The following is a 25,165-nucleotide window of genomic DNA, read 5'->3' on the forward strand; positions in this document are numbered from 1 at the left end:
AACACTGTCCGGTAGCAGACCCGTGACCCGGGGCGGGGCTTATCTCCCATTTATGTACGCGCGGGGGGACAGCGTCGGTGAAGGGGTGACCGAGGGCGAGACGGACGTGCTCACCGAGGGCCGCGGGCCGGTGCTCGACGGGGGCGGTACGGGTCCGTTCCCCTCCCCCTTCACCAGCAGCGCCACCGCCGACACCCCCGCCACCGCCACCGCGGCCACCAGCAGCACGCTCACCAGCACGCCCCGTCGGGAGCGCCAGACCGACGGGGCCGGCGCCGGTCCCGGTGGGCGGCCGGTGGCCAGGAAGTCCCGCAGCATCCACTCGGCCCGCGCCGCGTCCAGGCGCCGCTGCGGATCGCGCTCCAGCAGGCCCCGTACGACGGGCAACAGCGGCGCGGCCTGCGGCGGCGGCCGTATCTCGTCGAAGACGACCGCGTGCAGGATGCCGCCCAACGAGTCGCGCCGGAACGGCGATTCACCGCTGACCGCCGTGCACAGCAGCGCCCCCACCGACCACAGGTCGGAGGCGGGCCCGGTCCTGGCGCCGGACATCCGCTCGGGCGCGGTGTACTCGGGCGAGCCCACGAAGGTGCCGGTCTCGGTGAGGGTGCTGGCCCCCGCGATCCGGGCGACGCCGAAGTCGGTGAGCACGACCCGGCCGGTACCGGAGTCGATGAGGACGTTCGCGGGCTTGATGTCGCGGTGCAGCACCCCGGCCTCGTGCGCGGTGCGCAGCGCGCTCAGCAGGTCGGCGCCGATCCGCGCGGCCTCGACGGCGTCGACCGGCCCGTACCCGGAGATCCGGTCGTCGAGGGAGCCCCCGTCGATCAACTCCATGACGATGTACGTCCGTTCGGCGTGCTCGATGACGTCGTGCACGACGATGATGTGCGGATGCCGCAGCCGCGCGACCGTCCGTGCCTCGCGGAGTGTGCGCTCACGGCGCCGCCGGAGGGCCCCCGGGGTGAGCGATCCGAAGTCGCCCTCGTCGAAGGGGAACTCCTTGACCGCCACGCGCCGTTTGAGCAGTTGGTCGGTGGCCCGCCAGACCACGCCCATCCCGCCGCGCCCGATCCGCTCCTCCAGGCGGTAACGGCCCGCGATGACCCGGAAGTCGCCCTCCCCCTGATCCTCGTGGGTCGCCATACGTCCCATCATGCCGCGCCGGACGCCCGCGCTCCGCGGCGCTGACCGGCCAAACTGTGCCCCCGGTGGGTTCTCAGCCCTCGCGCCAGCTCTGCAGGACGATCTCGAACCGCTCCTCCGCGGCGGCCCACTCGCCGACGGGAGCGGACGCGTAGATCGCGTACTCGACGCCGCTGCGGGCGAGATACATCCGGTCGACGGCGCGGAACGGACCCGGGAAGGGCGAGTCCTTCGCCAGCTGGGTCCAGGTGTACTCCAGCCGCGCGCCCGGGCGGTCGCGGTAGGCACCGCGTTCCAGGCCGACCTGCGTGTAGTCCACCAGCCGCCCGCCCAGCACCTGGCTCAGATCGGCGAGGTGGGCATACGGGTCGTTGAAGTCCGGGGAGCTGTCCATGGTGATCCGCAGCAGGTTCCTGCCGCCGTCGGGCGAGTAGTCGACCCGCTGGAAGTCGCCCGACTTCTCGTAGTTGCTCCGCGACCAGCCCGCGGGCAGGGAGAGGCCGAAACCGAGCGGGTCGTCGACGGGCACCCAGCCTGCCGGGACGGTGCTGTCGGGATTCGCGCTCGCACTGTTCCCGGCCGTGGGCGTCGGGCTCGGCGACGGTGACGTCCGGTTCGTCCGGCGCCCCTCGTCCCACTTCTGGAGGGCCACGACGGTGCCTCCGCCGACCAGCGCGGCCAGCACGACGACCAGGGCGAGCGTACGCATCCGGCGGCGCCGGGAAGGGGCGGCGGGAGCCTGGTTGGCGGTGACAGGCCCGTACGGCGGTCCGCTCGGCGGCGGATACGGCGTGGCCGCGGCCGCTTCCGGGGTCGTGGGCGTCTCGGGCCCGGACCCGGGGCGGGCGTGCTGGGTCGGCACGTACAACTGCGCCGCGTTCGGCCGCCGGCCCTCCGCCGCCTCCGCGAGCATCAGCTCGGCCGCGACCGCGTCGGGGCGCACCGCGGGGTCCTTGTGCAGCAGCGCGGCGACGACCGGGCCGAGCGGACCGGCGTACGCGGGCCGCGGGGCCTCCTCCTCGACCACCGCCTGCATGGTGGTGAGCGGGGAGGTACGGCGGAACGGCGAGCGGCCCTCCACCGCCGTGTACAGGGTGGCGCCGAGGGCCCACAGGTCGGACGCGGGGCCCGGGTCGTGGCCGCGGATGCGCTCCGGGGCGAGGTAGTCGACGGAGCCGACGACCTCACCGGTGCGCGTGATGGTGGTGTCGCCCTCGATCTGGGCGATGCCGAAGTCGGTGAGCAGGACGCGGCCGTCGTCGGCGAGCAGGACGTTGCCGGGCTTGACGTCGCGGTGCAGGACACCGGCCGCGTGCGCGGCGCGCAGGGCGCGCAGCACCCACAGGCCGATCCGGGCGGCCTCGCGCGGCTCGATCCGGCCACGGTCCTTGACCGCGTCGGCCAGCGAGACGCCCTCGACCAGCTCCATCACGATCCACGGCCGGGCGTCGTGGTCGAGCACGTCGTGCACGGTGACGACCGCGGAGTGGTTGATCCGCGCGGCGGCCCGGGCCTCCGCCCGGGTGCGGGCGAGGAGCCGCTCCTGGTCGCTGTCGGAGACGAAGTGCGCGGCGGTCAATTCCTTGATGGCGACGGCCCGGTGAAGTACCTCGTCGTGCGCACGCCACACCCGGCCCATACCGCCGCTGCCGATGGTCTCGGCCAGTCGGTAGCGCCCCGCGAGGAGCTGGCCCTGCATCTGATTCACGTCGCCCCGCAATGTTCTTGACGGGTTCAGATTAGGGACCGGGCCGCGCCCGGGGAACCGGCGGGGTGACACGGAGACAGCACTGTGACGGCTGCCGTCACCCAGCGTCGGGCAGCGCGATCAGCCGGTGACCTGATACGTCGCCGACGCCTGCTCGAACAGCCGGGTCACCTCGTCCCGCTCCGCCTCCGGACCGCGCACCTGCACGACGTGGTACCGGTCGTCGATCAGGATGGCGAGGTTGCGGACGAACCGCTCGCGGCCTTCGTCGTCGGTCCAGGTGAACTGGCCCTCGGCCATGCTCCGTCCGCCCACCTCGATGGTCTTCAGACCGGTGGAGGTGGCCCAGCTGGAGTCCCGGTACGGCTGCAGCTCGGGCTCGTCCTCCCGCTGGTACGCCATCGGGTCGCCGCCGAACTCGTCCGCGGTGTCCCGGCCCGGTACGACGATGAGCTCGAAGTCGCCGTGCGCGTAGACCACTTGTCCGCGGCCGTTCTTCGCCTCCCGGTCCCAGCCGTTGGCGACGGCGACCCGGAAGCCCTCGTCGTCCGCGCGCAGGGTGAAGCCGTCGGCGACATCGGGACCGGTGGTCTGTGAGTCGGTCGAACGCGCCGACTCCGAAGGGCTGTTCCCGGGCTTCTCCGGCTCCTCGCCGGGTGAGGTCTGGTCGGGCCGGGGCTCACTGCTGGCCTCCGGCGCCTGGCCGACCTCGCCCGTGGCGCCGGTCCGGCCGGTGCCCTCGGCGCCGCCGCTCTCGGCCTTCGGCATGAAGAGCATGGCGTACGCGACGGCTCCCGCCATCAGCAACAGGATCAGCACGAGCAGCGTACGGCCCAGGCTGCGCGGCGAACTCTCCTCCTTACGGGCCCGCTTGTGCCGTCCCTGGTGCGCGGGCAGCCCCGCACGCCGCCTGCGCACCAGCTCGCCCCTGCGGCGCACCACCGGCAGCCGGCTGGCGTCGGCGGGCGGCGCGGCGACGACATGCGCCCCGGCCTCCGGCTCGGGCGCGGACCGCACGAGGGAGCGCAGCCAGCCGCGCAGTTCCTCGAAGTCGATCCGCTCGGTGGGGTCCTGGCGCAGCAGCGACTCCACGACCGGTCGGAGCGGGCCGCACTCCTCCGCGAAGGCGGGCGGCTCGGCGCACACCATCTGCACCAGCTCGGCGGTGGACTCCTCGGGGTACGGGGCGTGCCCCTGCACGGCCCGGAACAGCAGCGCGCCGAGCGCCCACAGGTCGGTGGCCGGGCCGATGGGCGCCGCCAACTGCCAGTTCTCGTGCACCGGACCGGCCTGCTCGGGCGCCCACCGCTCGGTGACGGGCCCCACGACGGCCATACGGGCCTGCCGGGCCCGCTCAGCGGCAAGCGCGGTGGCGGGCCCCCGGCGCACGGGGGCGCTAGCGGCCAACTCGTCCCAGCGACTGGGCGACGGGACGACGGGGGCGATCCCGGTGTGGCCGGCGGCACCGGCGGACGGACGTCCAGCGGAGCCCGGCGCACCGGCGGACAGGTGCCCGGCGGAGCCCGGCGAACCGGCGGGCGGCAGCCCCGCGGCACCCGGGGAACCGGCGGACGGGCGTCCAGCGGAGCCCGGCGCACCGGCGGGCGGCAGCCCCGCGGGACCCGGGGAACCGGCGGACGGGCGACCAGCGGAGCCCGGCGCACCGGCGGATCGGTGCCCGGCGGAGCCCGGCGAACCGGCGGGGCGTCCGGCGGAGCCTGGACGGCGGGCGCCCGTGCCCTGGGTTCCGGGGGAAGGGATCAGCGGGCCGTTCCCGGCCGGGGGCAGCGCGGTGCGGCCCGGGCCTGCCTCGACTCCGGGCCGGCCGGCCGACTCCGGGGCCACACCCGGGGCGCCCGGGCGGGGGGCGGCACCGTGCCAGGAACCGGCACGGACACCGTACGGATCGGCAATCTGACCGGGCGTCCCGGCGGGCGGCTGGTGAGCGCCGTCGGCGGAGGGGTACGGCGGCTGCTGGGCCCCACCGGCCGAGGGATACGGCGGCTGCTGGGCGCCGTTCGCGGTCGGATACGGCTGCTGGGCGCTGTTGCCCGAGGGATACGGCTGCTGCGCCCCGTTCGCCGAGGGATACGGCTGCTGCTGCGCCCCACCGCCCGTGAAGTACGGCGACTGCGACGCCCCGTTCGCAGAGGAATACGGCGGCTCCTGGGCACCGTTCGCCGAGGAATACGGCGACTGCGGCGCCCCGTTGCCCTCGGGGGCCGAGCGGGCGCCCGGCAACGCGGCTCGGCCGTTCTGCGCCTCCTGCACCCGGGCCGCGGCCCGCGCCCCCGCTCGGTACGCGGCGATCGCCCCGGCCCGCGCCGCCCGGATGTCCCCGCCGGGCCCGCCCGACCCACCGGACGCACCGGATCCACCGGATCCGCCGGATCCACCGGCCTCCACCGCCCGGGGCCCCGCCGCTCCGGCTCCCGCGCCGATCGGACCGGCGGGCCCGCCCGGTCCGCCGACCGGGGGCAGCCCAGTGGCTTCCCGGGCCTCGATCGCGGCCCGCCGAGCGGCCTCGGGGTCCATCTCCACGGAGACCGAACCGCCGGGGGGACCACCGGATCCGCCGACCCCCGCGCCGCCCTCGTCATCGTCCACCGGCACCGGGTCGTACCCGCACAGCGCCTCTTCCGCGGCCCCGACCGCGAGACCGGTCAGCATCACCCGTCCGTCGTCGCAGACGAGCACGGTCCGGGCGGTGATGTTCCGGTGCACCCAGCCGTGCGCGTGCAGCACCCGCAGCGCCATCAGCACGTCGGAGGCGACCTCGGCCGCCCGGTACGGCGTCAGCGGCTTCTCCGCGAGCAGCGCGGCCAGCGGTCGCGCCGGCACCAGCTCGCTGACGATCCAGAGCGAACCGCCCTCGGCGAACACGTCGAAGACCTGGTCCAGCCGGGGATGGTCCGGAATGCGGGCCGCGGCCTGCGCGGCCTCCACCGCCCGCCGCACGGCCGGATCGCTGGGCCGCCGGGCACTGCCGCGTGGAGCGGGCCGCCGCGCCGCGCCCCGCTCACGCGCGGTGAAACCGTCGGGCAGCCCCTCCGCGTCGAGCACCTCGGCCTCGACGACCTCCGGCAACGGCACCTGCCGGACCAGGACTTCCTGTCCGCTGTAGGTGTCGAAGGCGCGCGTCTCGGTGAGTTCGTACTCGTCGGACGGCGGCAGCGGCAGGCGGTAGCGGTCGGCGAGCACCCGACCCGCATAGTCGTCCACGACGCCTCCCCCGGCCGCCCGGTTGGTCAAATCCGTTCGCCTTGCGTCCCGTTGTGGCCGCATACCTGGATGCGTACGGTCCGCAAGCACTCACGATACGTGCCGTAGGCAACCCATAAAGAGGGGATGCCAGATCTCACGCACCAAACCGTGACCACGCACCATCGCGGTGGATCACGACTCCGGTTCGAAGGACTTCGTCAGCGTCCGCCATGTGTCCTTACGCAGCTCAGTACCCCAATTGGCGGCTTTCGCCGTGTACATCAGCCCATACCCGAGATCGTCGTCCACCACGAACCCACGGTCGATACTCCGGTACTTGGTACCCCCGTCGACGTAGGTGAACTCCCAATCGGCCGTGTTCCAGTCGCGGTAGTCCACCGCCTCTATGCGGATCCGCTGGTACTGGGAGCGCTGCATGGCGCCTTCCTGCGCCTCCCAGTCGGCAACGGGGTCGTCCTTGGGCTCAGTGGTCCAGCCGATGAGCAGCTTCTGCCCGTCGGGCCCGGTGAACCGGTCACCCGCTGCGCTCGTGGACTGGTACTTCCACCCCTTGGGCAGCCCGATGGAGTACCCCTGGCTGCCCTCATGCGTAACCGCCACACCGCCGCCACTTCCGGACGAACCGTCCGAGCCCGCCCCGCCCCCGGCGGAACCGCTCGCACTGGCGCTCGGCGTCGATCCGGTCGACGCGGACGGGCTCGCCTGCCCGTCCGGCGTCGCCGCACCGCTCTCGTCGTCCCTGGTGTCGCCGCTCGCGCTCGCCTCGGCCGAGGACTTGGTGCCCCCACCGCCCGCGGTGCCCTTGGGGTCGTCGTCCCCGCTGAACGCGACCGCCAGCACCACCCCGATGACGGCCAGCACCACGACCGCGGCGATGATCAGCAACGTCCGCCGCGGCACCACATCGGTGAGCGGTGCCCTGGGCGCCGGCCGGGCCGGCAGATCCGGCGGCGTCATCACGGGCCACCCCGAACTACGCCCCCCGCCCTGCCCGTTGCCCCCGGCAGCACCGCGCTGCTCGTCGCCGCCCGCGCCCGAACCGGCCGTCGCGCCACCCGAGTCGGCACGCGAGGCGTCCGCGGCCCCCGCCGAGACGGCGGCCTTGCGCACGGAACGCAGCGCCCCCCGCAACCGCTCCCCGGCGTCCGCCGGCGCCTCCGGCTGGGCCGGCAGCGGCACGGCCTTCGTCGCGTCCTGCACCTCCGCCTCCGCCTTGGGCTCGGGGGCATGGATGACCGCGTTCAGCATCGACCGCGCACCGGCGTCGTCGAGCCGCTGCGCCGGGTCCTTGGTGAGCAGCCCGTGGATGACGTCCCGCAGCGGCCCGGCGTTCTTCGGCTCCTCCAACGGCTCGGTCATCACCGCGGTGAGCGTGGCGATCGCGGAGCCCCTGTCGTACGGCGGCACCCCCTCGACCGCCGCGTACAGCAGACCGCCGAGCGACCACAGGTCGGCCGCCGGTCCCGGCTTGTGCCCGCGCGCCCGCTCCGGGGAGATGTAGGAGGGCGCGCCGACGAGCATGCCGGTGGAGGTGATCGACGGATCGCCCTCGACCTGGGCGATGCCGAAGTCGGTGAGCACGACCCGGCCGTCGTCGGCGATCAGCACGTTCGACGGCTTCACGTCCCGGTGCAGGATGCCCTGACGGTGGGCCGAGCGCAGCACGTCGAGCACCGCGAGCCCGACCTCCGCCGCACGTCTCGGCTTCAGCAGGCCGTCCTCCCGGATGACCTCGGCGAGCGACTTCCCCTCGACGAGCTCCATCACGATCCAGGGCCGGTCGTCCTCGTCGACCACGTCGTAGACCGTCACCGCGCTGTTGTTGCGGATCCGCGCGATGGCCTTGGCCTCCCGCAGCGTCCGCGTGATCAGCCGGCGTTTCTCCTCCTCCTCGATGCTCGAGGGGAACCGCAGCTCCTTCACGGCGACGGTCCGGCCCAACGTCTCGTCCTGCGCACGCCAGACCGTACCCATGCCGCCACGGCCCAGCACATCTCCCAGCCGGTACCGCCCGGCGAGGAGACGACCGCTGTTGTCCTGACGGGATGCTCCCGCCCGCTCCGCCTCCGACATGCGTCCCCTCATGCAACCCGCCCTGACAGAGCCTCCATTGTCTCTCACCCGACAAGTGCCCGACGCCCAGGGTGCCGCTGGTGCGCAAGTGGACCGGGAGTCGGGTGTGCCCCCGGCGGAACCGGCCGTTCCGCACCCTGCATCATGGGCCCCGACAAGGAGGTCCCGCCATGCCGCCACTGCGGACCCTACTGGCCGTTCCCGTGGCCCTGGCCCTGCTGGCGCTCACCCCGTCCACCTCCTCCGTGCCCGCCGCACCGACCACGGACGCGCTGCTTCCGCTGCTGGTCACCCGGGGCGGCGCCCCGGCCGCGGCGCTGCTCTCCCGCGCGGAGGACGGCAGCCGTTACGCCGAGGCCGGCCCCGGCATCGCCGCCGCCGACCACTTCCGGGCGGGCAGCATCACCAAGACCTTCCTCGCCACGGTGGTCCTGCAACTGGCCGCCGAAGACCGGCTGTCCCTGTCCGACCCGGTGGACAAGCACCTGCCGGGCCTGGTGCGCGGAGCGGGCCACGACGGTCGCGCGCTGACCCTGCGTGCCCTGCTCACCCAGACCAGCGGCCTGTACGACTTCACCGCCGACACCGGGGGCCTGGTCCCCCTCTCCCCTCGTCAGGCCGTCCGCCTCGCGCTCACCCACCCCCCGGCCGACCGCGGCCGATTCGCCTACTCCAACACCAACTACGTCCTGCTCGGCCTGGTCGTCCGGCAGGTCACCGGCCGCTCCTACGCGGCCGAGGCCCAACGCCGGCTGATCGCTCCACTGCGGCTGACCGGCACCTCCTTTCCCGGATCACGCACCTCGCTGCCCTCCCCGCACGGCCGCGCCTACACCTCCGGCGGGCGCGATGTCACCGAGCTCGACCCGCGGGTGGCCGGGGCCGCGGGTGAGCTGGTGACCACGCTCGCCGATCTGAACCGCTTCTACGCGGCGCTGCTCGGCGGTGAACTGCTGCCCCCGCACTGGATGCGCGAGATGCTCGACACCCGCGCCGCACACGGCCTGTACGGCATGGGCCTGTTTCCCGTGCGGCTGCCCTGCGGCACCACGGTGTGGGGCCACAACGGGATCATCTCCGGCAGCTTCGTGCGCACCGCGGCCACCGTCGACGGACGCCGTGTCCTGACCTACCGGGTGAACACGACGGCGGTGACGGACCCCGGTCTCGAACCCCGGCTGCTCACCGCCGAGTTCTGCCCCCGCACCCGGTAGAACGGCCGGGTTCCGGGCGAAGATCCCCGCTCCCGCCACTCGTTCGAGTGAACAAAGAGGTGCACGAAAAAGGGCGAACGCAAGGGCCGGCGCAAGCAAGGGCCGGCGCAAGGGCGAGCGAAGGGCTACAGCGGCACGATGTCCGGCGCCCCCAGCCGCGCCGCGTCCGCGGTCAGATCGTCCGGCTGCCGCTGCGACTCCCGCTCCGCCTCCACCCGCTTCTCGTAGTGCTGGATCTCCCGCTCGATGTGGTCCTTGGCCCAGCCGAGGACCGGCGCCATCAGCTCGGCCGCCTCGCGGGCGCTGAGGGTGCCGCGGTCGAAGGTCTCGATGGAGATACGGGTCCGCCGGGTCAGCACGTCGTCCAGGTGCCGTGCGCCCTCGTGCGAGGCGGCGTACACCACCTCGGCGCGCAGATAGTCCTCGGCCGCCCGCAGCGGCTCGCCCAGCGAGGGGTCCGCGGCGATGAGGTCGAGCACCTCCTCCGCCAGCGCGCCGTAGCGGTTCAACAGGTGCTCCACGCGCACCACATGAAGCCCCGTCCGGGCGGCGATGCGCGCCCGCGCGTTCCACAGCGCCCGGTAGCCCTCCGCGCCCAGCAGCGGGACGTCCTCGGTGACGCACTCCGCGACCCGCATGTCCAGCCCGTGCACCGCCTCGTCAACGGCGTCCTTGGCCATCACCCGGTACGTCGTGTACTTCCCGCCCGCCACGACGACGAGCCCCGGCACCGGATGGGCCACGGTGTGCTCGCGCGACAGCTTGCTGGTGGCGTCCGACTCACCGGCCAGCAGCGGCCGCAGCCCCGCGTACACGCCCTGCACGTCGTCCCGGGTGAGCGGCACGGCGAGCACGGAATTCACATGCTCCAGCAGATAGTCGATGTCGGCGCTGGACGCGGCCGGGTGCGCCTTGTCGAGGTCCCAGTCGGTGTCCGTGGTGCCGATGATCCAGTGCCGCCCCCAGGGGATGACGAACAGCACGGACTTCTCGGTCCGCAGGATGAGACCGGTCCCGGAGTGGATGCGGTCCTTGGGCACGACCAGGTGGATGCCCTTGGAGGCGCGCACATGGAACTGCCCCCGCTCCCCCACCATGGCCTGGGTGTCGTCGGTCCACACACCGGTGGCGTTGACGATCTGCTTGGCGCGGACCTCGTACTCCCCGTCGGCCTCGACGTCCTGCACCCGGGCGCCGACCACCCGCTCGCCCTCGCGCAGGAATCCGGTCACCCGCGCGCGGTTGGCCACCTGGGCGCCGTACGCGGCGGCGGTGCGGACCAGGGTGGCGACGTACCGGGCGTCGTCCATCTGGGCGTCGTAGTACTGCAGGGCGCCGACCAGCGCGTCCTTCTTCAAGGCGGGCGCCACCCGCAGGGCGTGACGGCGGCTCAGGTGACGGTGCATGGGCAGGCCCCGGCCGTGGCCGCGGGCCATCGACATGGCGTCGTAGAGGGCGACGCCGGAACCGGCGTACAGCCGCTCCCAGCCCTGGTGCTGAAGGGGGTACAGGAACGGCACCGGCTTCACCAGGTGCGGGGCGAGCCGCTCCAGCAGCAGGCCGCGCTCCTTGAGCGCCTCGCGCACGAGCGTGAAGTCGAGCATCTCCAGATAGCGCAGGCCGCCGTGGATCAGCTTGCTGGACCTGCTCGACGTGCCCGACGCCCAGTCACGCGCCTCGACCAGTCCGGTGGACAGGCCCCGGGTCGCCGCGTCGAGCGCGGTGCCCGCGCCGACCACTCCGGCGCCCACGACCAGCAGATCCAGTTCGCGCTCGGCCATTGCCGCGAGCGACTCGGCGCGTTGCGCCGGCCCCAGTGTCGCTGTCCTCACCGCTGCCTCCCGCTGTAGGTCGTCCCGGCCGCACCGGTGGGCGAAGCCCGGTCCTGTCCCCCATGCCCAAAGTCTGACCGGCTTGCCCGACTTCAGCCACCAGTCGCCCCCAGCCTGTGGACAACCTTCACGGATCTGTCCGCCGGGTGTTGCCCGCCCGCCGGGAAGACACACAGGATCAATCCCGTATTTCGGTCATATTTACTCCTAGTCTGACATTGCGCTCGCCCGTCCTGTCCACAGGGCTTGCGCACCTGTCCCGCTTCGGTTACTGGGAAGGACGGCCCACGCCATGCCCGCAGATCTCGCCGTCATCGGACTCGGCCCGTACGGCCTGCCCCTGGCCCAGGCCGCCGTGGCCGTCGGCATCTCCACGCTCGGTTACCGCACCGGGCCCGAACCCGGCTCGCTCAGCCCCGCGGAGGTGCGCCGCATGCTCGCGGCGGGCTTCCGGCACGCCACCAGCCCGGCCGAACTGGGCCGGGTGCGCACCGCCGTCATCTGCGCGCCCACCCCGCGCGGGGCGGACGGCGGCCTGGACCTCACCCAGGTCGAGACGGCCGCCCGCACGCTGGCCGGGCGCATGCGCCCGCACACCACGGTGATCCTGGAGTCACCGGTGCCCCCGGGCACCACCGAGGACGTCCTGCGCCCGCTGCTGGAGGAGGGCTCGGGGCTCCGCGCGGGCCGCGACTTCCACCTGGCCTACTCCCCCAGCCGAGTGGATCCCGGCAACCGCGACTTCACCCCCGCCAACACACCGAAGGTGATCGGCGGCCTGACTCCCGCGTGCACCGAGTCGGCGGCGGCCTTCTACGCACGCCTCACCGACAAGGTGGTACGCGCGCGTGGCCCGCGAGAAGCGGAGACGGTGCAGCTGCTGGAGACCAACTTCCGGCACGTCAACATCGCCCTCGTCAACGAGATGGCCGCCCTCTGCCACGACATGGGCGTCGACCTGTGGGACGTCATCCGCTGCGCGGAGACCAAGCCCTTCGGCTTCCACTCCTTCCGCCCCGGCCCGGGCGTCGGCGGCCACGCCGTCCCCCAGGACCTGACCGGCCACACCGGCCGCACCCTGCGCATGGTCGAACTGGCCCAGCAGGTCAACAGCCAGATGCCGCGCTACGTCATCCAGCGCGCGGCCACCCTCCTCAACGAGCACGGCAAATCGGCGCGCGGGGCCCGCGTCCTGCTGCTCGGGGTCACCTACAAGGCGGACCTCGCCGACCAGCAGTCCACCCCGGCCGAGGAGATCGCCGTCCGCCTGATGAGCCTCGGCGCCTCCGTCAGCTACCACGACCCGCACATCCCCTCCTGGAACGTCCTGGACCGCCCGGTCCCGCGCGCGGACTCCCTCTACGAGGCAGCGGCCGACGCGGACCTGACCATCCTGCTCCAGCAGCACCGGACGTACGACCTCCAGGGCCTGTCGGTGAAGGCACAGCTGCTGCTCGACACCCGGGGGGCCACGCCCACGGGGGCGGCGCACCGGCTGTGAAGAAGGTCATGGGAAGGGCCGGTCACCGCTCGGGATGACCGGCCCTTCGGACACCGTACGACCTACCGCTTGTGCTGCGAGTCGGCCACCGTGACCTCGACCCGCTGGAATTCCTTCAGCTCGCTGTACCCGGTCGTGGCCATGGCCCGGCGCAGCGCGCCGAAGAGGTTCATCGAGCCGTCGGGGGTGTGCGACGGGCCCGTCAGGACCTCCTCGATGGTGCCGACCGTGCCGAGGTCGACCTTCTTGCCGCGCGGCAGCTCCTCGTTCACGGCCTCCATGCCCCAGTGGTGGCCGCGGCCCGGCGCGTCCGTGGCCCGGGCCAGCGGGGAGCCCATCATCACCGCGTCCGCGCCGCAGGCGATCGCCTTCGGGATGTCGCCGGACCAGCCCACGCCGCCGTCCGCGATGACGTGGACGTACCGGCCGCCGGACTCGTCCATGTAGTCGCGGCGGGCCGCGGCCACGTCGGCGACCGCGGTGGCCATCGGGACCTGGATGCCGAGGACGTTGCGCGTGGTGTGCGCCGCGCCGCCGCCGAAGCCGACCAGGACGCCCGCCGCACCGGTGCGCATCAGGTGCAGGGCCGCGGTGTACGTGGCGCAGCCGCCGACGATCACCGGGACGTCGAGCTCGTAGATGAACTGCTTCAGGTTCAGCGGCTCGTGCGAGCCCGATACGTGCTCCGCGGAGACCGTCGTACCGCGGATGACGAAGAGATCCACGCCCGCGTCCACCACGGCCTTGGAGAACTGCGCCGTGCGCTGCGGGGAGAGCGCCGCCGCGGTGACCACACCCGAGTCGCGCACCTCCTTGATGCGCGCGCCGATCAGCTCCTCCTTGATGGGAGCCGCGTAGATCTCCTGGAGGCGGCGGGTGGCGGCCTCGTCGGGCAGCTCGGTGATCTCGTCGAGCAGCGGCTGCGGGTCCTCGTGGCGCGTCCACAGGCCCTCGAGGTTCAGCACGCCGAGGCCGCCGAGCTCACCGATGCGGATCGCGGTGGCCGGTGAGACGACCGAGTCCATGGGGGCGGCCAGGAACGGCAGCTCGAAGCGGTAGGCGTCGATCTGCCAGGCGATCGAGACCTCCTTCGGGTCCCGCGTACGACGGCTCGGGACGACGGCGATGTCGTCGAAGGCGTACGCCCTGCGGCCGCGCTTGCCGCGCCCGATCTCGATCTCAGTCACGTCTGTGGCCTTTCCCTGATGCGTTTCAGCGTCTTCCAGTATCGCCGACGGGCACGGCGAGGGCGGCCCCGGTGCTCCGGGGCCGCCCTGGAAGAGGCTCGCGCCTACTTGTTACGGCTGTAGTTCGGCGCCTCGACCGTCATCTGGATGTCGTGCGGGTGGCTCTCCTTGAGCCCCGCCGAGGTGATCCGGACGAACTGGCCGCCCGCCTGGAGCTCGGGGACCGTACGGCCGCCGACGTAGAACATCGACTGGCGCAGGCCGCCGACCAGCTGGTGGACGACCGAGGAGAGCGGACCGCGGTAGGGCACCTGGCCCTCGATGCCCTCGGGCACGAGCTGCTCGTCGGAGGCGACGCCCTCCTGGAAGTACCGGTCCTTGGAGAACGACTTGCGGTCGCCGCGGGACTGCATGGCCCCGAGCGAGCCCATGCCGCGGTACGACTTGAACTGCTTGCCGTTGATGAACATCAGCTCGCCCGGCGACTCCTCGCAGCCCGCGAGCAGCGAGCCGAGCATCACCGTGTCGGCGCCCGCGACCAGGGCCTTGGCGATGTCGCCCGAGTACTGCAGGCCGCCGTCGCCGATGACCGGGATCCCGGCCTCCTTGGCGGCGAGGGACGCCTCGTAGATGGCGGTGACCTGCGGGACACCGATGCCGGCGACGACCCGGGTGGTGCAGATCGAGCCGGGGCCGACGCCGACCTTGATGCCGTCCACACCGGCGTCGATCAGCGCCTGGGCGCCGTCCCGGGTGGCGATGTTGCCGCCGATGACGTCGACGCCGGCGGAGTTCGACTTGATCTTGGCGACCATGTCGCCGACCAGCCGGGAGTGGCCGTGCGCGGTGTCCACGACGATGAAGTCGACACCGGCCTCGACGAGGGCCTGGGCGCGCTCGAAGGCGTCCCCGGCCACGCCGACCGCGGCGCCGACCAGCAGGCGGCCCTCGGCGTCCTTGGCGGCGTTCGGGTACTTCTCCGCCTTGACGAAGTCCTTGACCGTGATCAGGCCCTTGAGGACGCCCGCGTCGTCGACCAGCGGCAGCTTCTCGATCTTGTGCTTGCGCAGCAGCTCCATGGCCTCCACGCCGGAGATGCCGACCTTGCCGGTGACCAGCGGCATCGGGGTCATGACCTCGCGGACCCGGCGGGAGCGGTCCGTCTCGAAGGCCATGTCACGGTTGGTGACGATGCCGAGGAGCTTCTTCTCCCCGTCGGTGACCGGCACACCGCTGATGCGGAACTTGGCGCACAGCGCGTCGGCCTCGGCGAGCGTGGCGTCCGGGTGCACGGTGATGGGGTCGGCCACCATGCCGGACTCGGAGCGCTTCACCAGGTCGACCTGGTTGGCCTGGTCCTCGATGGAGAGATTGCGGTGCAGTACGCCGACGCCGCCCTGGCGGGCCATCGCGATCGCCATGCGCGACTCGGTGACCTTGTCCATGGCGGCGGACAGCAGCGGGATGTTGACCCGGACGTTCTTGGAGACGTACGAGGCGGTGTCGATGTCGTCGGGCGCCATGTCGGACGCGCCCGGCAGCAGCAGCACATCGTCGTAGGTCAGCCCGAGTGTCGCGAATTTGGCGGGCACTCCGTCGACGTTGGCAGTCATGACACCTTCCCCAAATGGCCTTGATCGGTGCGGATGTCCATGCTAACGGGAAGCACGGCTAGCAAATTCCACGGTCCTGACCGACCTCGGGCTTCGTATGTTCGTACGGAATCGAGGGGACGCCTGTTCAAGAAAGGGCGGATTACTGCTCCGCCAGCGCCCGCAGCCTGCTCAGGGCCCGGTGCTGGGCCACCCGCACCGCTCCGGGTGACATTCCCAACATCTGGCCCGTCTCCTCCGCGGTCAGCCCCACCGCGATCCGCAGCAGCAGCAGCTCACGCTGGTTCTCGGGCAGGTTGGCCATGAGTTTCTTGGCCCATTCGGCGTCGCTGCTGAGCAGGGCGCGCTCCTCGGGGCCGAGGGAGTCGTCGGGGCGCTCCGGCATCTCGTCGGAGGGGACCGCGGTCGATCCGGGGTGGCGCATGGCCGCCCGCTGCAGGTCGGCGACCTTGTGCGCGGCGATGGCGAAGACGAACGCCTCGAAGGGGCGGCCGGTGTCCCGGTAGCGCGGCAGCGCGAGCAGGACGGCCACGCAGACCTCCTGCGCGAGGTCCTCCACGAAGTGCCGGGCGTCTCCGGGCAGCCGGGACAGCCGGGTGCGGCAGTAGCGCAGGGCGAGGGGGTGGACATGGGCGAGCAGGTCATGCGTGGCCTGCTCGTCCCCGTCGACAGCGCGATGGACGAGTGCACCGATCGCCCCTGCGGCAGTGGCCGCCTCGTCGTCGCGCATCGGTCCATGGTGCCCTGCGGCGCCGCGGTCCGCGGCACCGCGTCCCATGTTGTGCACCGAAGCGTTATGAGCAGGTGCGCCGGAACTCATCTCCTGCGCCCTCCCCTTCCGCTCGACCGACTTGTCCCCGAGAGACTCCACAACTCAAGGATGCGGCATCCGCGACGAAACGAGCACCCGCGCCCCAAACGGGGCGCGGGGAACTGCGCGACCAGCCACAGCCGACCTGCACCGAGGCGAGGGCGAGCACGACCGAGTTCTCAGCGAACCAGGCCCCATCGGAACCCGAGCGCCACAGCGTGCGCCCGGTCAGAGGCACCGAGCTTCTTGAACAAGCGCCGGGCGTGCGTCTTGACGGTGTCCTCGGAGAGGAACAGCTCACGCCCGATCTCGGCATTGGACCGGCCGTGGCTCATGCCCTCCAGCACCTGGATCTCCCGCGCGGTGAGCGTGGGCGCGGCGCCCATCTCCGCGGAGCGCAGCCGACGCGGGGCGAGCCGCCAGGTCGGGTCGGCCAGCGCCTGGGTCACCGTCGCGCGCAGCTCGGCGCGCGAGGCGTCCTTGTGCAGATAACCCCGCGCGCCGGCGGCGACCGCGAGGGCCACGCCGTCCAGGTCCTCGGCGACGGTGAGCATGATGATGCGCGCCCCGGGGTCGGCGGACAGCAGCCGCCGCACGGTCTCGACGCCGCCCAGACCGGGCATGCGTACGTCCATCAGAATCAGGTCCGAGCGGTCGGCGCCCCAGCGGCGGAGGACTTCCTCGCCGTTGGCCGCCGTCGTCACACGCTCCACACCGGGCACGGTCGCGACCGCGCGGCGGAGTGCCTCTCGGGCAAGCGGGGAGTCGTCGCAGACGAGGACGGATGTCATGGCCGCCCTCCGCAGCTGATGCACGTCACCTTGAGCCTCCAGGCTGGTACGAAATCGTCACCTGTGCGGTCGACCGTCTCGGACGCCTGCCCGAGCGCTTGTTGTTTCAACCGCATCCGCACTCTCAACGACGGTCACTCGAAAGAGTTACGGGGCCGTGCGCCGTCTTCGGCACTCTACGTGAGGGGTCGGACACGGTGCAGACATGCACGGCAGACCCTCAAGCTTTCATCACAAGCCATGCCCCATTCAGACCTTTTTCTTCCCATTTCCTGGTGTCTGAGGCTAGATTCGCAATGAGTCATATTTTCATCTACTTAGATCATAGATGTACGGTCGTAGACACCGTATCCGCCCAGAACGGCTACAAGGGGTCACGCAATGGCAGATTTCTCCCGCCTTCCCGGACCGAACGCGGACCTGTGGGACTGGCAGCTCCTGGCTGCCTGCCGCGGGGTCGACAGTTCGCTCTTCTTCCATCCGGAGGGCGAACGCGGTGCGGCCCGGAGTGCTCGTGAGAACTCGGCCAAAGAGGTCTGCATGAGATGCCCCGTCCGTGCCCAGTGCGCGGCGCACGCGCTGGCGGTGCGCGAACCGTACGGCGTATGGGGCGGCTTGACCGAGGACGAGCGCGAGGAGCTCATGGGGCGGGCGCGCCACCGGCTGGTGTCGGCGTCGACCGGCGGCGGGCACACCGCCTCGAACAACTGAAGGAACGTTTCTTCACAGCTGGGGCACGCGCAGGCGTGCCCTTACTTCGTGCACCCCGACTCGCTGTGCGCGTCCCGCACTTGACGGTCCGCCGCCCGCGCCAGTTGCTCCAGCGTCGCCGTCACCGCCGGCACCTGGGCGAGGTCGGGCAGGGTGAGGGCGACGATCTCCCGGCGCACCGCCGGTTCCAGTGTCACCGTGCGTGCACCGCGCGGGCGTACCGACTCCACCGCCAACTGGGGCAGGACCGCCACACCCAGGCCCGCGCCGACCAGGCCGACCACCGCCGGATAGTCGTCGGTGGCGAAGTCGATGCGCGGGGTGAAGCCGGCGCCCTCGCACACCTCGACCAACTGACCGCGGCAGCGCGGGCATCCGGCGATCCAGGGCTCGGCGGCGAGGTCGCCGATCGCCACGGACCGCGCCCGCGCGAGCCGGTGCCGCTCCGGGACCAGGGCGACCAGGCGGTCGGTGAGCAGGGGCCGGACCACGAGGTCGTCCCATTCGCCCTCCTGGGCCGCGCCCTCGTAGCGGAAGGCGAGGGCCAGGTCGCAGTCGCCCTCGCGGAGCAGTTCCACGGACCTCGGCGGCTCGGCCTCCTCCAGGGAGACCCGGGTGCCGGGGTGCGCGGCGCGCAGGGCGGCGAGGGCGGTGGGGACGAGGGTGGAGCTGCCGCTGGGGAAGGAGACCAGACGGACCCGGCCGGCGCGCAGGCCCGCGATGGCGGCGACCTCCTCCTCGGCGGCGGTGAGTCCGGCGAGGATGCCGGCCGCGTGCCGGACGAGGGCCTCGCCCGCCTGGGTCAGCCGCATCTCGCGGCCGCTGCGGATCAGCAGGGGGGTGCCGACGGACGCCTCCAGCGCCTTCATCTGCTGGCTGACGGCGGGCTGGGTGCAGCCCAGTTCGCGCCCCGCCGCGGAGAAGGAGCCGGTGGTGGCGACGGCGCGCAGTACGCGCAGATGTCGGGCCTCGATCACCCCACAAGGATAAGCGAGGCTTTGATCAGGCGCTCCTAAATGCGGTGAACCTTTGACCCTGCTTCGCCTACCGTGCCGCCATGAAGCTTCTCTCTGTGAATCTGGGCCGCCGGACGGCGGTGCCCTACACGGACCACCCCGAGGGTGTGACCGCGATCGACAAGCGGCCGACCGACGCGCCGGTGCGGGTGGCGGCGCCGGGGCCGAAGGGGACCGGGGCGAGCGGGCTGGCCGGGGACGACATATGCGACACGCGGCATCACGGCGGGGACGACCAGGCCGTGTACGCGATGGCGCGTGAGGATCTGGACGAGTGGGAGCGCGAACTGGGGCGTTCGCTGGCGAGCGGCGCCTTCGGCGAGAACTTCACGACCAGCGGCCTGGACGTGTCCGGCGCCCTGATCGGGGAGCGCTGGCGGGTCGGCCCGGAGCTGGTGCTGGAGGTGACGTGCGGGCGCATCCCCTGCCGTACCTTCCAGGGCCACCTGGGTGAGCAGCGGTGGGTGAAGCGGTTCACGGCGAAGGGGGCGCCGGGGGCGTATCTGCGGGTGATCGAGCCGGGTGAGGTGCGGGCGGGCGACGCGATCGAGATCCTGCACCGGCCGGACCACGAGGTGACGGTGGCGCTGCAGTTCCGGGCGGTCACCACACAGCGGGAGCTGCTGCCGCGGCTGCTGCCGGCGGGCGAGGCGCTGCACCCGGAGTCGCTGGCGGCGGCGCGCAAGTACGTGTCGCGGTACGGCGTCTGACGTGACGTCCGGCGGCGAGGTGGGCAGGTCCTGGAAAGGAGCCGGGCAGGGAGCGGATTCGCCCGGTCCGGGTCACTAATCTTGCGTCATGACAACGGCTCTCATCACGGGATCGACCGCGGGCATCGGCGCCGCCTTCGCACGGCGGCTGGCCGCCGACGGACACAACCTCGTCCTCGTCGCACGGGACACCAAGCGGCTGCGCGAGCAGGCGACCGAGCTGCACGACCGGCACGGCATCGAGGCGGAGGTCCTGACCGCGGACCTGGCGACGGACGAGGGCATCGAGGCGGTGGCCGCCCGGCTCGCCGACCGCAGGAACCCCGTCGACCTGCTGATCAACAACGCCGGTTTCGGCAACAAGGGCCGCTATCTCGACGTCTCCATGGCCGACGAGCTGAAGATGCTCAAGGTGCACTGCGAGGCGGTGCTGCGGCTGACGTCCGCGGCGGCCGAGGCGATGCGCGAGCGGGGCCGGGGCGGGGTGGTGAACGTCGCCTCGGTCGCCGCCTTCGTGCCGCGCGGGACCTACGGTGCCTCCAAGGCGTGGGTCGTGCAGTTCACCCAGGGCGCGGCGCGCGACCTGGCCGGCAGCGGCGTGCGGCTGATGGCGCTGTGCCCGGGCTTCGTGCGCACCGAGTTCCATGAGCGGGCCGGGATGGGCACGGACAACATCCCCCGCTGGATGTGGCTGGACGCCGACAAGCTGGTCGCGTCCGCCCTGGACGATCTGGCGCGGGGCAAGACGGTGTCGATCCCCGACCCCCGGTACAAGGTGCTGATGGGCGTCACGAAGGTGGTGCCGCGCGGGATGCTCGGCGGGCTCAGCTCCCGGACTGGGCGCAAGTACGGGCCGCAGTAGGGGCGCGAGTCCGGCCGAGCGGGGACAATGGAGGTGTTCGACCGGACCCTCGGGGGACGGAGGCGACGCCATGACGTTCGTACAGCTCATCGACTGCAGAACAAGCCGGTTCGACGAGATGAACCGGCTGATGGACACGTGGGTCGAGCAGACCAAGGGGAAGCGGACCGCGACGCACAGCGTGATCGGCAAGGACCGGTCCGACGCGTCGCACTTCATCGAGATCGTGGAGTTCCCGTCGTACGAGGAGGCGATGCGGAATTCGAGTCTCCCGGAGACCGGCCGGATCTTCGAGGACATGGTCGCCCTCTGCGACGAGACGCCGACGTTCACCGATCTGGACGTCGTGCGGGACGACCAGCTGGCCGAGGCGACCGTGCGGCGGTTCTTCGAGGAGATAGCCGGGAAGGGCGATGCCCCGACGCTGAATGACGTGCTCGTCGAGGACTATCACGACCACGATCCCGCCAACCCGCAGGACACCATCGGCATCGACGCGATGCGGCGCGAGGTGCGGATGTGGCGCGACGGCTTCGACTTCACGTTCACGATCGAGGACCAGCTGGCCCAGGGCGACCTGGTGTGCACCCGCTGGGCCATCGACGGCCGGCACACGGGCGACTTCATGGGCATCGGGGCCACCGGACGGCAGGTGTCCATGACCGGGTGCACCATCCACCGGTGCACCCCGGAGGGGAAGATCGCCGAGGGCTGGTGGCAGTACGACCGGCTGGGGCTGATGGAGCAGCTGGGCGCGCTGGAGGGGCTGGAGCGGTAGGCAACGCGAAGGCCCGGCACCCCTGGGGGTGCCGGGCCTCAGTGCTGACGTACGTCAGTGGGAGTGGCCGTGGCTGTGGCCGTGACCGGCGGCCGGCTCCTCCTCTTCCTTCTTCTCGACGACCAGGGTCTCGGTCGTGAGGAGGAGGGAGGCGATGGAGGCGGCGTTCTCCAGGGCGGAGCGGGTGACCTTCACCGGGTCGATGACGCCGGCCTTGACCAGGTCGCCGTACTCGCCGGTGGCGGCGTTGAAGCCCTGGCCCTTGTCGAGCTCGGCGACCTTGGCGGTGATGACGTAACCCTCCAGGCCGGCGTTCTCGGCGATCCAGCGCAGCGGCTCGACGACCGCGCGGCGGACCACGGCGACACCGGTGGCCTCGTCGCCGGTCTTGCCGAGGCCGCCCTCGAGCACCTTGGCGGCGTGCACCAGAGCGGAGCCACCACCGGAGACGATGCCCTCCTCGACCGCGGCGCGGGTCGCGGAGATGGCGTCCTCCAGACGGTGCTTCTTCTCCTTCAGCTCCACCTCGGTGGCGGCGCCGACCTTGATCACGCACACGCCGCCGGCCAGCTTCGCGAGGCGCTCCTGGAGCTTCTCGCGGTCCCAGTCGGAGTCGGTGTTCTCGATCTCGGCCTTGATCTGGTTGACGCGGCCCGCGACGTCCTCGGTGTTGCCGGCGCCGTCGACGACGGTCGTGTCGTCCTTGGTGACCGTGACACGGCGGGCGGAGCCCAGCACGTCCAGGTCGGCCTGGTCGAGCTTGAGGCCGACCTCCTCGGAGATGACCGTGGCGCCGGTGAGGACCGCGAGGTCCTGCAGCATCGCCTTGCGGCGGTCACCGAAGCCGGGGGCCTTGACCGCGACCGCGTTGAAGGTGCCGCGGATCTTGTTCACGACCAGGGTCGACAGGGCCTCGCCCTCGACGTCCTCGGCGATGATCAGCAGCGGCTTGGAGGCACCCGACTGGATGACCTTCTCCAGCAGCGGCAGCAGGTCCTGGATGGAGGAGATCTTGCCCTGGTTGATGAGGATGTAGGGGTCCTCCAGGACGGCCTCCATGCGCTCCTGGTCCGTCACGAAGTACGGCGACAGGTAGCCCTTGTCGAAGGCCATGCCCTCGGTGAAGTCCAGCTCCAGACCGAAGGTGTTGGACTCCTCGACGGTGATGACACCGTCCTTGCCGACCTTGTCCATCGCCTCGGCGATGAGCTCGCCGACCTGGCTGTCCTGGGCGGACAGACCGGCGACGGCGGCGATGTCGGACTTCTCGTCGATCGGGCGCGCGGTGGCGAGGAGCTCCTCGGACACGGCGGCGACGGCCGCGTCGATGCCCTTCTTCAGCAGCGCCGGGGAGGCACCCGCGGCGACGTTCTTCAGGCCCTCGCGGACGAGCGCCTGGGCCAGCACGGTGGCGGTGGTCGTACCGTCACCCGCGATGTCGTTGGTCTTGGTCGCCACCTCCTTCACCAGCTGGGCGCCGAGGTTCTCGTACGGGTCGTCGAGCTCGACCTCGCGGGCGATGGTGACGCCGTCGTTGGTGATGGTGGGGGCGCCGAACTTCTTGTCGATGACGACGTTGCGGCCCTTGGGGCCGATCGTCACCTTGACCGTGTCGGCCAGCTTGTTGACGCCGCGCTCGAGGGCGCGACGGGCGTCCTCGTCGAACTTCAGGATCTTCGCCATGACAGCGGGAGCCCTCTCGGATCGGTGGGTTCTCAAAAAGAAACTGCGCCCCGGGCGCCCGGCTTCTTATGTGGTCGCGGGGGCCAGGGGCGCAGCTCGAAAAACTTTGAGGTTGTGGTTACTTCTCGATGATCGCGAGCACGTCGCGAGCCGAGAGGACGAGGTACTCCTCGCCGTTGTACTTCACCTCGGTGCCGCCGTACTTGCTGTACAGCACGATGTCGCCGGTCTTGACGTCGAGCGGCAGACGGTCGCCGTTCTCGAAGCGGCCCGGGCCCACGGCAAGGACGACGCCCTCCTGGGGCTTCTCCTTGGCGGTGTCCGGGATGACCAGGCCAGAGGCGGTGGTCTGCTCGGCGTCGAGCGGCTGGACCACAATGCGGTCCTCGAGCGGCTTGATGGCAACCTTGGAGCTGGTGGTCGTCACGATCCGACCTCCCCCTTCGGAGATCTCACGGGGTTAACTGTCTGAGGTGGCGACCAGGTGGATCCGTCGTCGCGGGTGCCGGACCTGCCCGTCGCGTAGTTGGCACTCTCCAGTGGGGAGTGCCAGACCTGAGACTATGACCGTGATTAGCACTCGGTCAAGCGGACTGCTAATGCCGACGGCTCGGCGCGGCGCGTCACAGGTAGTTCTCGAGCCTGCCGACCCTCAGTCCCCGCTCCCGGATCTCCCCCAGCAGCCGCCGTGTCCGCTCCACCAGCGGCACCCCCGTCGGGTCGTCCGAGGGCAGCGAGACGATGTCGCCGGGGCGCAGGCGGTGGGGGCCCCCGGTGTAGGTCAGCCGGCCGTCGCCGCCCATCGCCGCCCGCCACAGCACCACCGCCGAGATCCCGCAGCCGGCCGCCGCGCGGAGCGTGGTCGTGTCGTACGTGCCGTGCGGGGGGCGGAAGAGGCGGGGGCGGATGCCGAAGCGGGCGCGCAGCTTGTCCTGCTGGCCGCAGATCTCGGCGCGCTGTCCGGCGTACGGCAGGCCGCGCAGGGCCCGGTGGTCGAGGGTGTGGTTCTGGATCGACGCGCCCACCGACTGCAGCCGCGCGAAGTGGCCGTAGCCCGGGCCGACCACGCTGTCCGTGAGGAACATGGCGACCGGGAGCCGCCGCGCACGGACCAGGTCGACGAAGCGGGGGTCCTGCTCGGCGCCGTCGTCGTAGGTGAGGAAGACGACCCGGTCGTCGGTGGCGACGTGCCGCACGACCGGCGGCGGAAAGGCCCCGGGCGGCCCCGGGGGCGGCCGGTCCGAGGGGCCCGCGGCCTGGGCGCAGCCCGTCAGGAGGACGGCCGCCACCGCCCCGGCCAGCGGGCCCCGGGGCCTCACAGGTAGTCCTCGAGACGGGCCACCGCGTACCCCTCGGCGGTGATCCTGTCGAGGAACCGGCGGATCATGTCGGGCATGGTGCCCTTCCAGTGCTCCTTGCCCCGGAAGTGGCTGAGCACGATGTCGCCGGGGTGGATGTCCCGGTCCCACTCGCGGTACTCCCAGCGGTCGACGAAGACCTCCTCGTTCCACAGGGGCACGTGCGTGATGCCGCACGCCTTGGCGGCGCGCAGGGTGGCGGCGTTGTAGTTGCCGAAGGGCGGCCGGAAGAGGTCGGGCCGGGTGCCGTAGCGCTTCTCGATCACGTCCTGCATGCCGCAGATCTCGCGCTTCTGGCGGGCGTAGGACAGGCCGGGCATGAAGGGGTGATGGAGGGTGTGGTTGTGCAGGCCGACCCCTCGGTCGCGCATCCGCTTGAAGTAGGCGTAGTCCTCCTTGACCAGGTAGTCGCTGAGGAAGGCGGTGTACGGGATCCGCAGCTCGGTCATCATCCGCAGGAACGCCGGGTCCTTTTCGGCGCCGTCGTCGATGGTGAGGAAGACGATCTTCTGCTCGGTGGGGACGGTGGTGAAGACCGGCGGGAGGTCGCGTTCGGTGTGCCCGTCGACCTCGAAGCCCTTGCGGGTGGTGATCCTCGGCTTCTTCGCGGGCGGGGCGGGGGCTGTCAGCGGGACCTTGGCCAGGCCCCAGCGCTTCGCGGCGGCGGCCCGGGCCGCGGCGGTGGCGCGCAGCTTGGTGGCGTAGGAGTCCAGGGCGCGGGCGGGCGGCGCCAGGAGGGGCTGCTGGCCGGGGGCCGGGCGGGACGCGGCGCCCTGGGTGCAGCCGGAGGCGATGGCGGCGACGGCGAGCACGGCGATTCCGCCGCGGATCCGGGCCCCTCGAACGGACCGTTTCTTATCATTTTGTCCTACTACTCGCATGGGGTCGGATCCTCCCAGGCACCCCCTCCGACACCCGGCCGACACCGCCGCCGCGGGCGCACCGT

General features: G+C 71.9%; 20 protein-coding genes. 6 read left to right on the top strand and 14 right to left on the bottom strand.

All coding sequences use genetic code 11. The features are described 5' to 3' along the window. Positions 1 to 39 precede the first annotated feature (39 nt). From ACWD11_RS02450 to ACWD11_RS02465, 4 genes are all read right to left on the bottom strand, one after another. Entirely contained in the window at positions 40 to 1,146 is a 1,107-nt protein-coding gene (locus tag ACWD11_RS02450) for a serine/threonine-protein kinase (RefSeq protein ID WP_389415372.1), read from the bottom strand. Between the two features lie 73 nt (positions 1,147 to 1,219). Continuing rightward, positions 1,220 to 2,845 (bottom strand): serine/threonine-protein kinase, encoded by a 1,626-nt coding sequence (locus ACWD11_RS02455; RefSeq protein WP_451281136.1) that lies wholly within the window; start codon positions 2,843 to 2,845, stop codon positions 1,220 to 1,222. Between the two features lie 129 nt (positions 2,846 to 2,974). Further along, positions 2,975 to 6,076 (bottom strand): protein kinase, encoded by a 3,102-nt coding sequence (locus tag ACWD11_RS02460; RefSeq protein WP_451280813.1) that lies wholly within the window; start codon positions 6,074 to 6,076, stop codon positions 2,975 to 2,977. A gap of 174 nt (positions 6,077 to 6,250) precedes the next feature. Next, positions 6,251 to 8,152 carry a serine/threonine-protein kinase gene (locus ACWD11_RS02465; protein WP_389415374.1) on the bottom strand — a complete coding sequence of 634 codons (1,902 nt, stop codon included), beginning with the start codon at positions 8,150 to 8,152 and terminating at the stop codon, positions 6,251 to 6,253. A 170-nt stretch (positions 8,153 to 8,322) separates the two neighbouring features. On the opposite strand from ACWD11_RS02465, the gene ACWD11_RS02470 reads away from it, so the two are divergent. Further along, positions 8,323 to 9,366, top strand: a complete 1,044-nt coding sequence (locus ACWD11_RS02470; RefSeq protein WP_451280816.1) for a serine hydrolase domain-containing protein — start codon at positions 8,323 to 8,325, stop codon at positions 9,364 to 9,366. Positions 9,367 to 9,491: 125 nt separating this feature from the next. Here the strand turns inward: ACWD11_RS02470 and ACWD11_RS02475 are convergent, their stop codons facing one another. Further along, the gene (locus tag ACWD11_RS02475) at positions 9,492 to 11,198 is read right to left on the bottom strand and encodes a glycerol-3-phosphate dehydrogenase/oxidase (protein ID WP_451280818.1); all 1,707 of its coding nucleotides are present in this window, start codon (positions 11,196 to 11,198) and stop codon (positions 9,492 to 9,494) included. Between the two features lie 292 nt (positions 11,199 to 11,490). On the opposite strand from ACWD11_RS02475, the gene ACWD11_RS02480 reads away from it, so the two are divergent. Next, the gene (locus ACWD11_RS02480) at positions 11,491 to 12,699 is read left to right on the top strand and encodes a nucleotide sugar dehydrogenase (RefSeq protein WP_389415377.1); all 1,209 of its coding nucleotides are present in this window, start codon (positions 11,491 to 11,493) and stop codon (positions 12,697 to 12,699) included. 62 nt (positions 12,700 to 12,761) lie between these two features. Here ACWD11_RS02480 and ACWD11_RS02485 read toward each other — a convergent pair whose 3' ends face one another. From ACWD11_RS02485 to ACWD11_RS02500, 4 genes are all read right to left on the bottom strand, one after another. Beyond that, a complete protein-coding gene (locus tag ACWD11_RS02485; protein WP_389415378.1) occupies positions 12,762 to 13,886 on the bottom strand; it encodes a GuaB3 family IMP dehydrogenase-related protein in 1,125 nt (374 codons plus the stop codon). 104 nt (positions 13,887 to 13,990) lie between these two features. Beyond that, a complete protein-coding gene (guaB, locus tag ACWD11_RS02490; RefSeq protein ID WP_389415379.1) occupies positions 13,991 to 15,499 on the bottom strand; it encodes an IMP dehydrogenase in 1,509 nt (502 codons plus the stop codon). Between the two features lie 142 nt (positions 15,500 to 15,641). Then, on the bottom strand, positions 15,642 to 16,229 hold the full coding sequence (locus ACWD11_RS02495; RefSeq protein ID WP_389415380.1) for a sigma-70 family RNA polymerase sigma factor: 588 nt from the start codon (positions 16,227 to 16,229) through the stop codon (positions 15,642 to 15,644). A 260-nt stretch (positions 16,230 to 16,489) separates the two neighbouring features. Then, positions 16,490 to 17,101: a response regulator transcription factor gene (locus ACWD11_RS02500; protein WP_003948568.1), complete on the bottom strand. Its 612-nt coding sequence runs from the start codon at positions 17,099 to 17,101 to the stop codon at positions 16,490 to 16,492. A 381-nt stretch (positions 17,102 to 17,482) separates the two neighbouring features. Between ACWD11_RS02500 and ACWD11_RS02505 the strand changes: the two genes are divergently transcribed. Then, positions 17,483 to 17,812, top strand: coding sequence for a WhiB family transcriptional regulator (locus ACWD11_RS02505; protein ID WP_389415381.1), 330 nt, complete (start codon positions 17,483 to 17,485; stop codon positions 17,810 to 17,812). A gap of 41 nt (positions 17,813 to 17,853) precedes the next feature. Here ACWD11_RS02505 and ACWD11_RS02510 read toward each other — a convergent pair whose 3' ends face one another. Then, a complete protein-coding gene (locus ACWD11_RS02510; protein ID WP_451280821.1) occupies positions 17,854 to 18,789 on the bottom strand; it encodes a LysR family transcriptional regulator in 936 nt (311 codons plus the stop codon). A gap of 80 nt (positions 18,790 to 18,869) precedes the next feature. Between ACWD11_RS02510 and ACWD11_RS02515 the strand changes: the two genes are divergently transcribed. The 3 genes from ACWD11_RS02515 to ACWD11_RS02525 all read left to right on the top strand — a co-directional run bounded on the left by ACWD11_RS02515 (position 18,870) and on the right by ACWD11_RS02525 (position 21,178). Further along, complete coding sequence (locus ACWD11_RS02515) at positions 18,870 to 19,538, top strand: MOSC domain-containing protein (RefSeq protein ID WP_389415383.1); 669 nt, start codon at positions 18,870 to 18,872, stop codon at positions 19,536 to 19,538. 88 nt (positions 19,539 to 19,626) lie between these two features. Beyond that, positions 19,627 to 20,400: an SDR family NAD(P)-dependent oxidoreductase gene (locus ACWD11_RS02520; protein WP_389415384.1), complete on the top strand. Its 774-nt coding sequence runs from the start codon at positions 19,627 to 19,629 to the stop codon at positions 20,398 to 20,400. 70 nt (positions 20,401 to 20,470) lie between these two features. Then, a complete protein-coding gene (locus tag ACWD11_RS02525; RefSeq protein ID WP_451280824.1) occupies positions 20,471 to 21,178 on the top strand; it encodes an ester cyclase in 708 nt (235 codons plus the stop codon). A 54-nt stretch (positions 21,179 to 21,232) separates the two neighbouring features. Here the strand turns inward: ACWD11_RS02525 and groL are convergent, their stop codons facing one another. The 4 genes from groL to ACWD11_RS02545 form a co-directional block, all read right to left on the bottom strand. Beyond that, on the bottom strand, positions 21,233 to 22,861 hold the full coding sequence (gene groL / locus ACWD11_RS02530) for a chaperonin GroEL (protein ID WP_389415386.1): 1,629 nt from the start codon (positions 22,859 to 22,861) through the stop codon (positions 21,233 to 21,235). Positions 22,862 to 22,979: 118 nt separating this feature from the next. Then, positions 22,980 to 23,288 (bottom strand): co-chaperone GroES, encoded by a 309-nt coding sequence (groES, locus tag ACWD11_RS02535; protein ID WP_149511938.1) that lies wholly within the window; start codon positions 23,286 to 23,288, stop codon positions 22,980 to 22,982. A gap of 196 nt (positions 23,289 to 23,484) precedes the next feature. Next, positions 23,485 to 24,180, bottom strand: a complete 696-nt coding sequence (locus ACWD11_RS02540) for a polysaccharide deacetylase family protein (protein WP_451280826.1) — start codon at positions 24,178 to 24,180, stop codon at positions 23,485 to 23,487. After that, entirely contained in the window at positions 24,177 to 25,100 is a 924-nt protein-coding gene (locus ACWD11_RS02545) for a polysaccharide deacetylase family protein (protein WP_389415388.1), read from the bottom strand. The genes ACWD11_RS02540 and ACWD11_RS02545 overlap by 4 nt, the downstream gene beginning before the upstream one ends. Between the last annotated feature and the right edge of the window lie 65 nt (positions 25,101 to 25,165).

The organism is Streptomyces sp. NPDC002776, from assembly GCF_053592195.1.

Excerpts from the sequence above, each read along its gene's own strand:
- ACWD11_RS02450 (WP_389415372.1), bottom strand. The coding sequence starts at position 1,146 with ATGGCGACCCACGAGGATCAGGGGGAGGGCGACTTCCGGGTCATCGCG.
- ACWD11_RS02455 (WP_451281136.1), bottom strand. The coding sequence starts at position 2,845 with ATGCAGGGCCAGCTCCTCGCGGGGCGCTACCGACTGGCCGAGACCATC.
- ACWD11_RS02465 (WP_389415374.1), bottom strand. The coding sequence starts at position 8,152 with ATGTCGGAGGCGGAGCGGGCGGGAGCATCCCGTCAGGACAACAGCGGT.
- ACWD11_RS02470 (WP_451280816.1), top strand. The coding sequence starts at position 8,323 with ATGCCGCCACTGCGGACCCTACTGGCCGTTCCCGTGGCCCTGGCCCTG.
- ACWD11_RS02480 (WP_389415377.1), top strand. The coding sequence starts at position 11,491 with ATGCCCGCAGATCTCGCCGTCATCGGACTCGGCCCGTACGGCCTGCCC.
- guaB (WP_389415379.1), bottom strand. The coding sequence starts at position 15,499 with ATGACTGCCAACGTCGACGGAGTGCCCGCCAAATTCGCGACACTCGGG.
- ACWD11_RS02495 (WP_389415380.1), bottom strand. The coding sequence starts at position 16,229 with ATGCGCGACGACGAGGCGGCCACTGCCGCAGGGGCGATCGGTGCACTC.
- ACWD11_RS02500 (WP_003948568.1), bottom strand. The coding sequence starts at position 17,101 with ATGACATCCGTCCTCGTCTGCGACGACTCCCCGCTTGCCCGAGAGGCA.
- ACWD11_RS02505 (WP_389415381.1), top strand. The coding sequence starts at position 17,483 with ATGGCAGATTTCTCCCGCCTTCCCGGACCGAACGCGGACCTGTGGGAC.
- ACWD11_RS02515 (WP_389415383.1), top strand. The coding sequence starts at position 18,870 with ATGAAGCTTCTCTCTGTGAATCTGGGCCGCCGGACGGCGGTGCCCTAC.
- ACWD11_RS02520 (WP_389415384.1), top strand. The coding sequence starts at position 19,627 with ATGACAACGGCTCTCATCACGGGATCGACCGCGGGCATCGGCGCCGCC.
- ACWD11_RS02525 (WP_451280824.1), top strand. The coding sequence starts at position 20,471 with ATGACGTTCGTACAGCTCATCGACTGCAGAACAAGCCGGTTCGACGAG.
- groL (WP_389415386.1), bottom strand. The coding sequence starts at position 22,861 with ATGGCGAAGATCCTGAAGTTCGACGAGGACGCCCGTCGCGCCCTCGAG.
- ACWD11_RS02545 (WP_389415388.1), bottom strand. The coding sequence starts at position 25,100 with ATGCGAGTAGTAGGACAAAATGATAAGAAACGGTCCGTTCGAGGGGCC.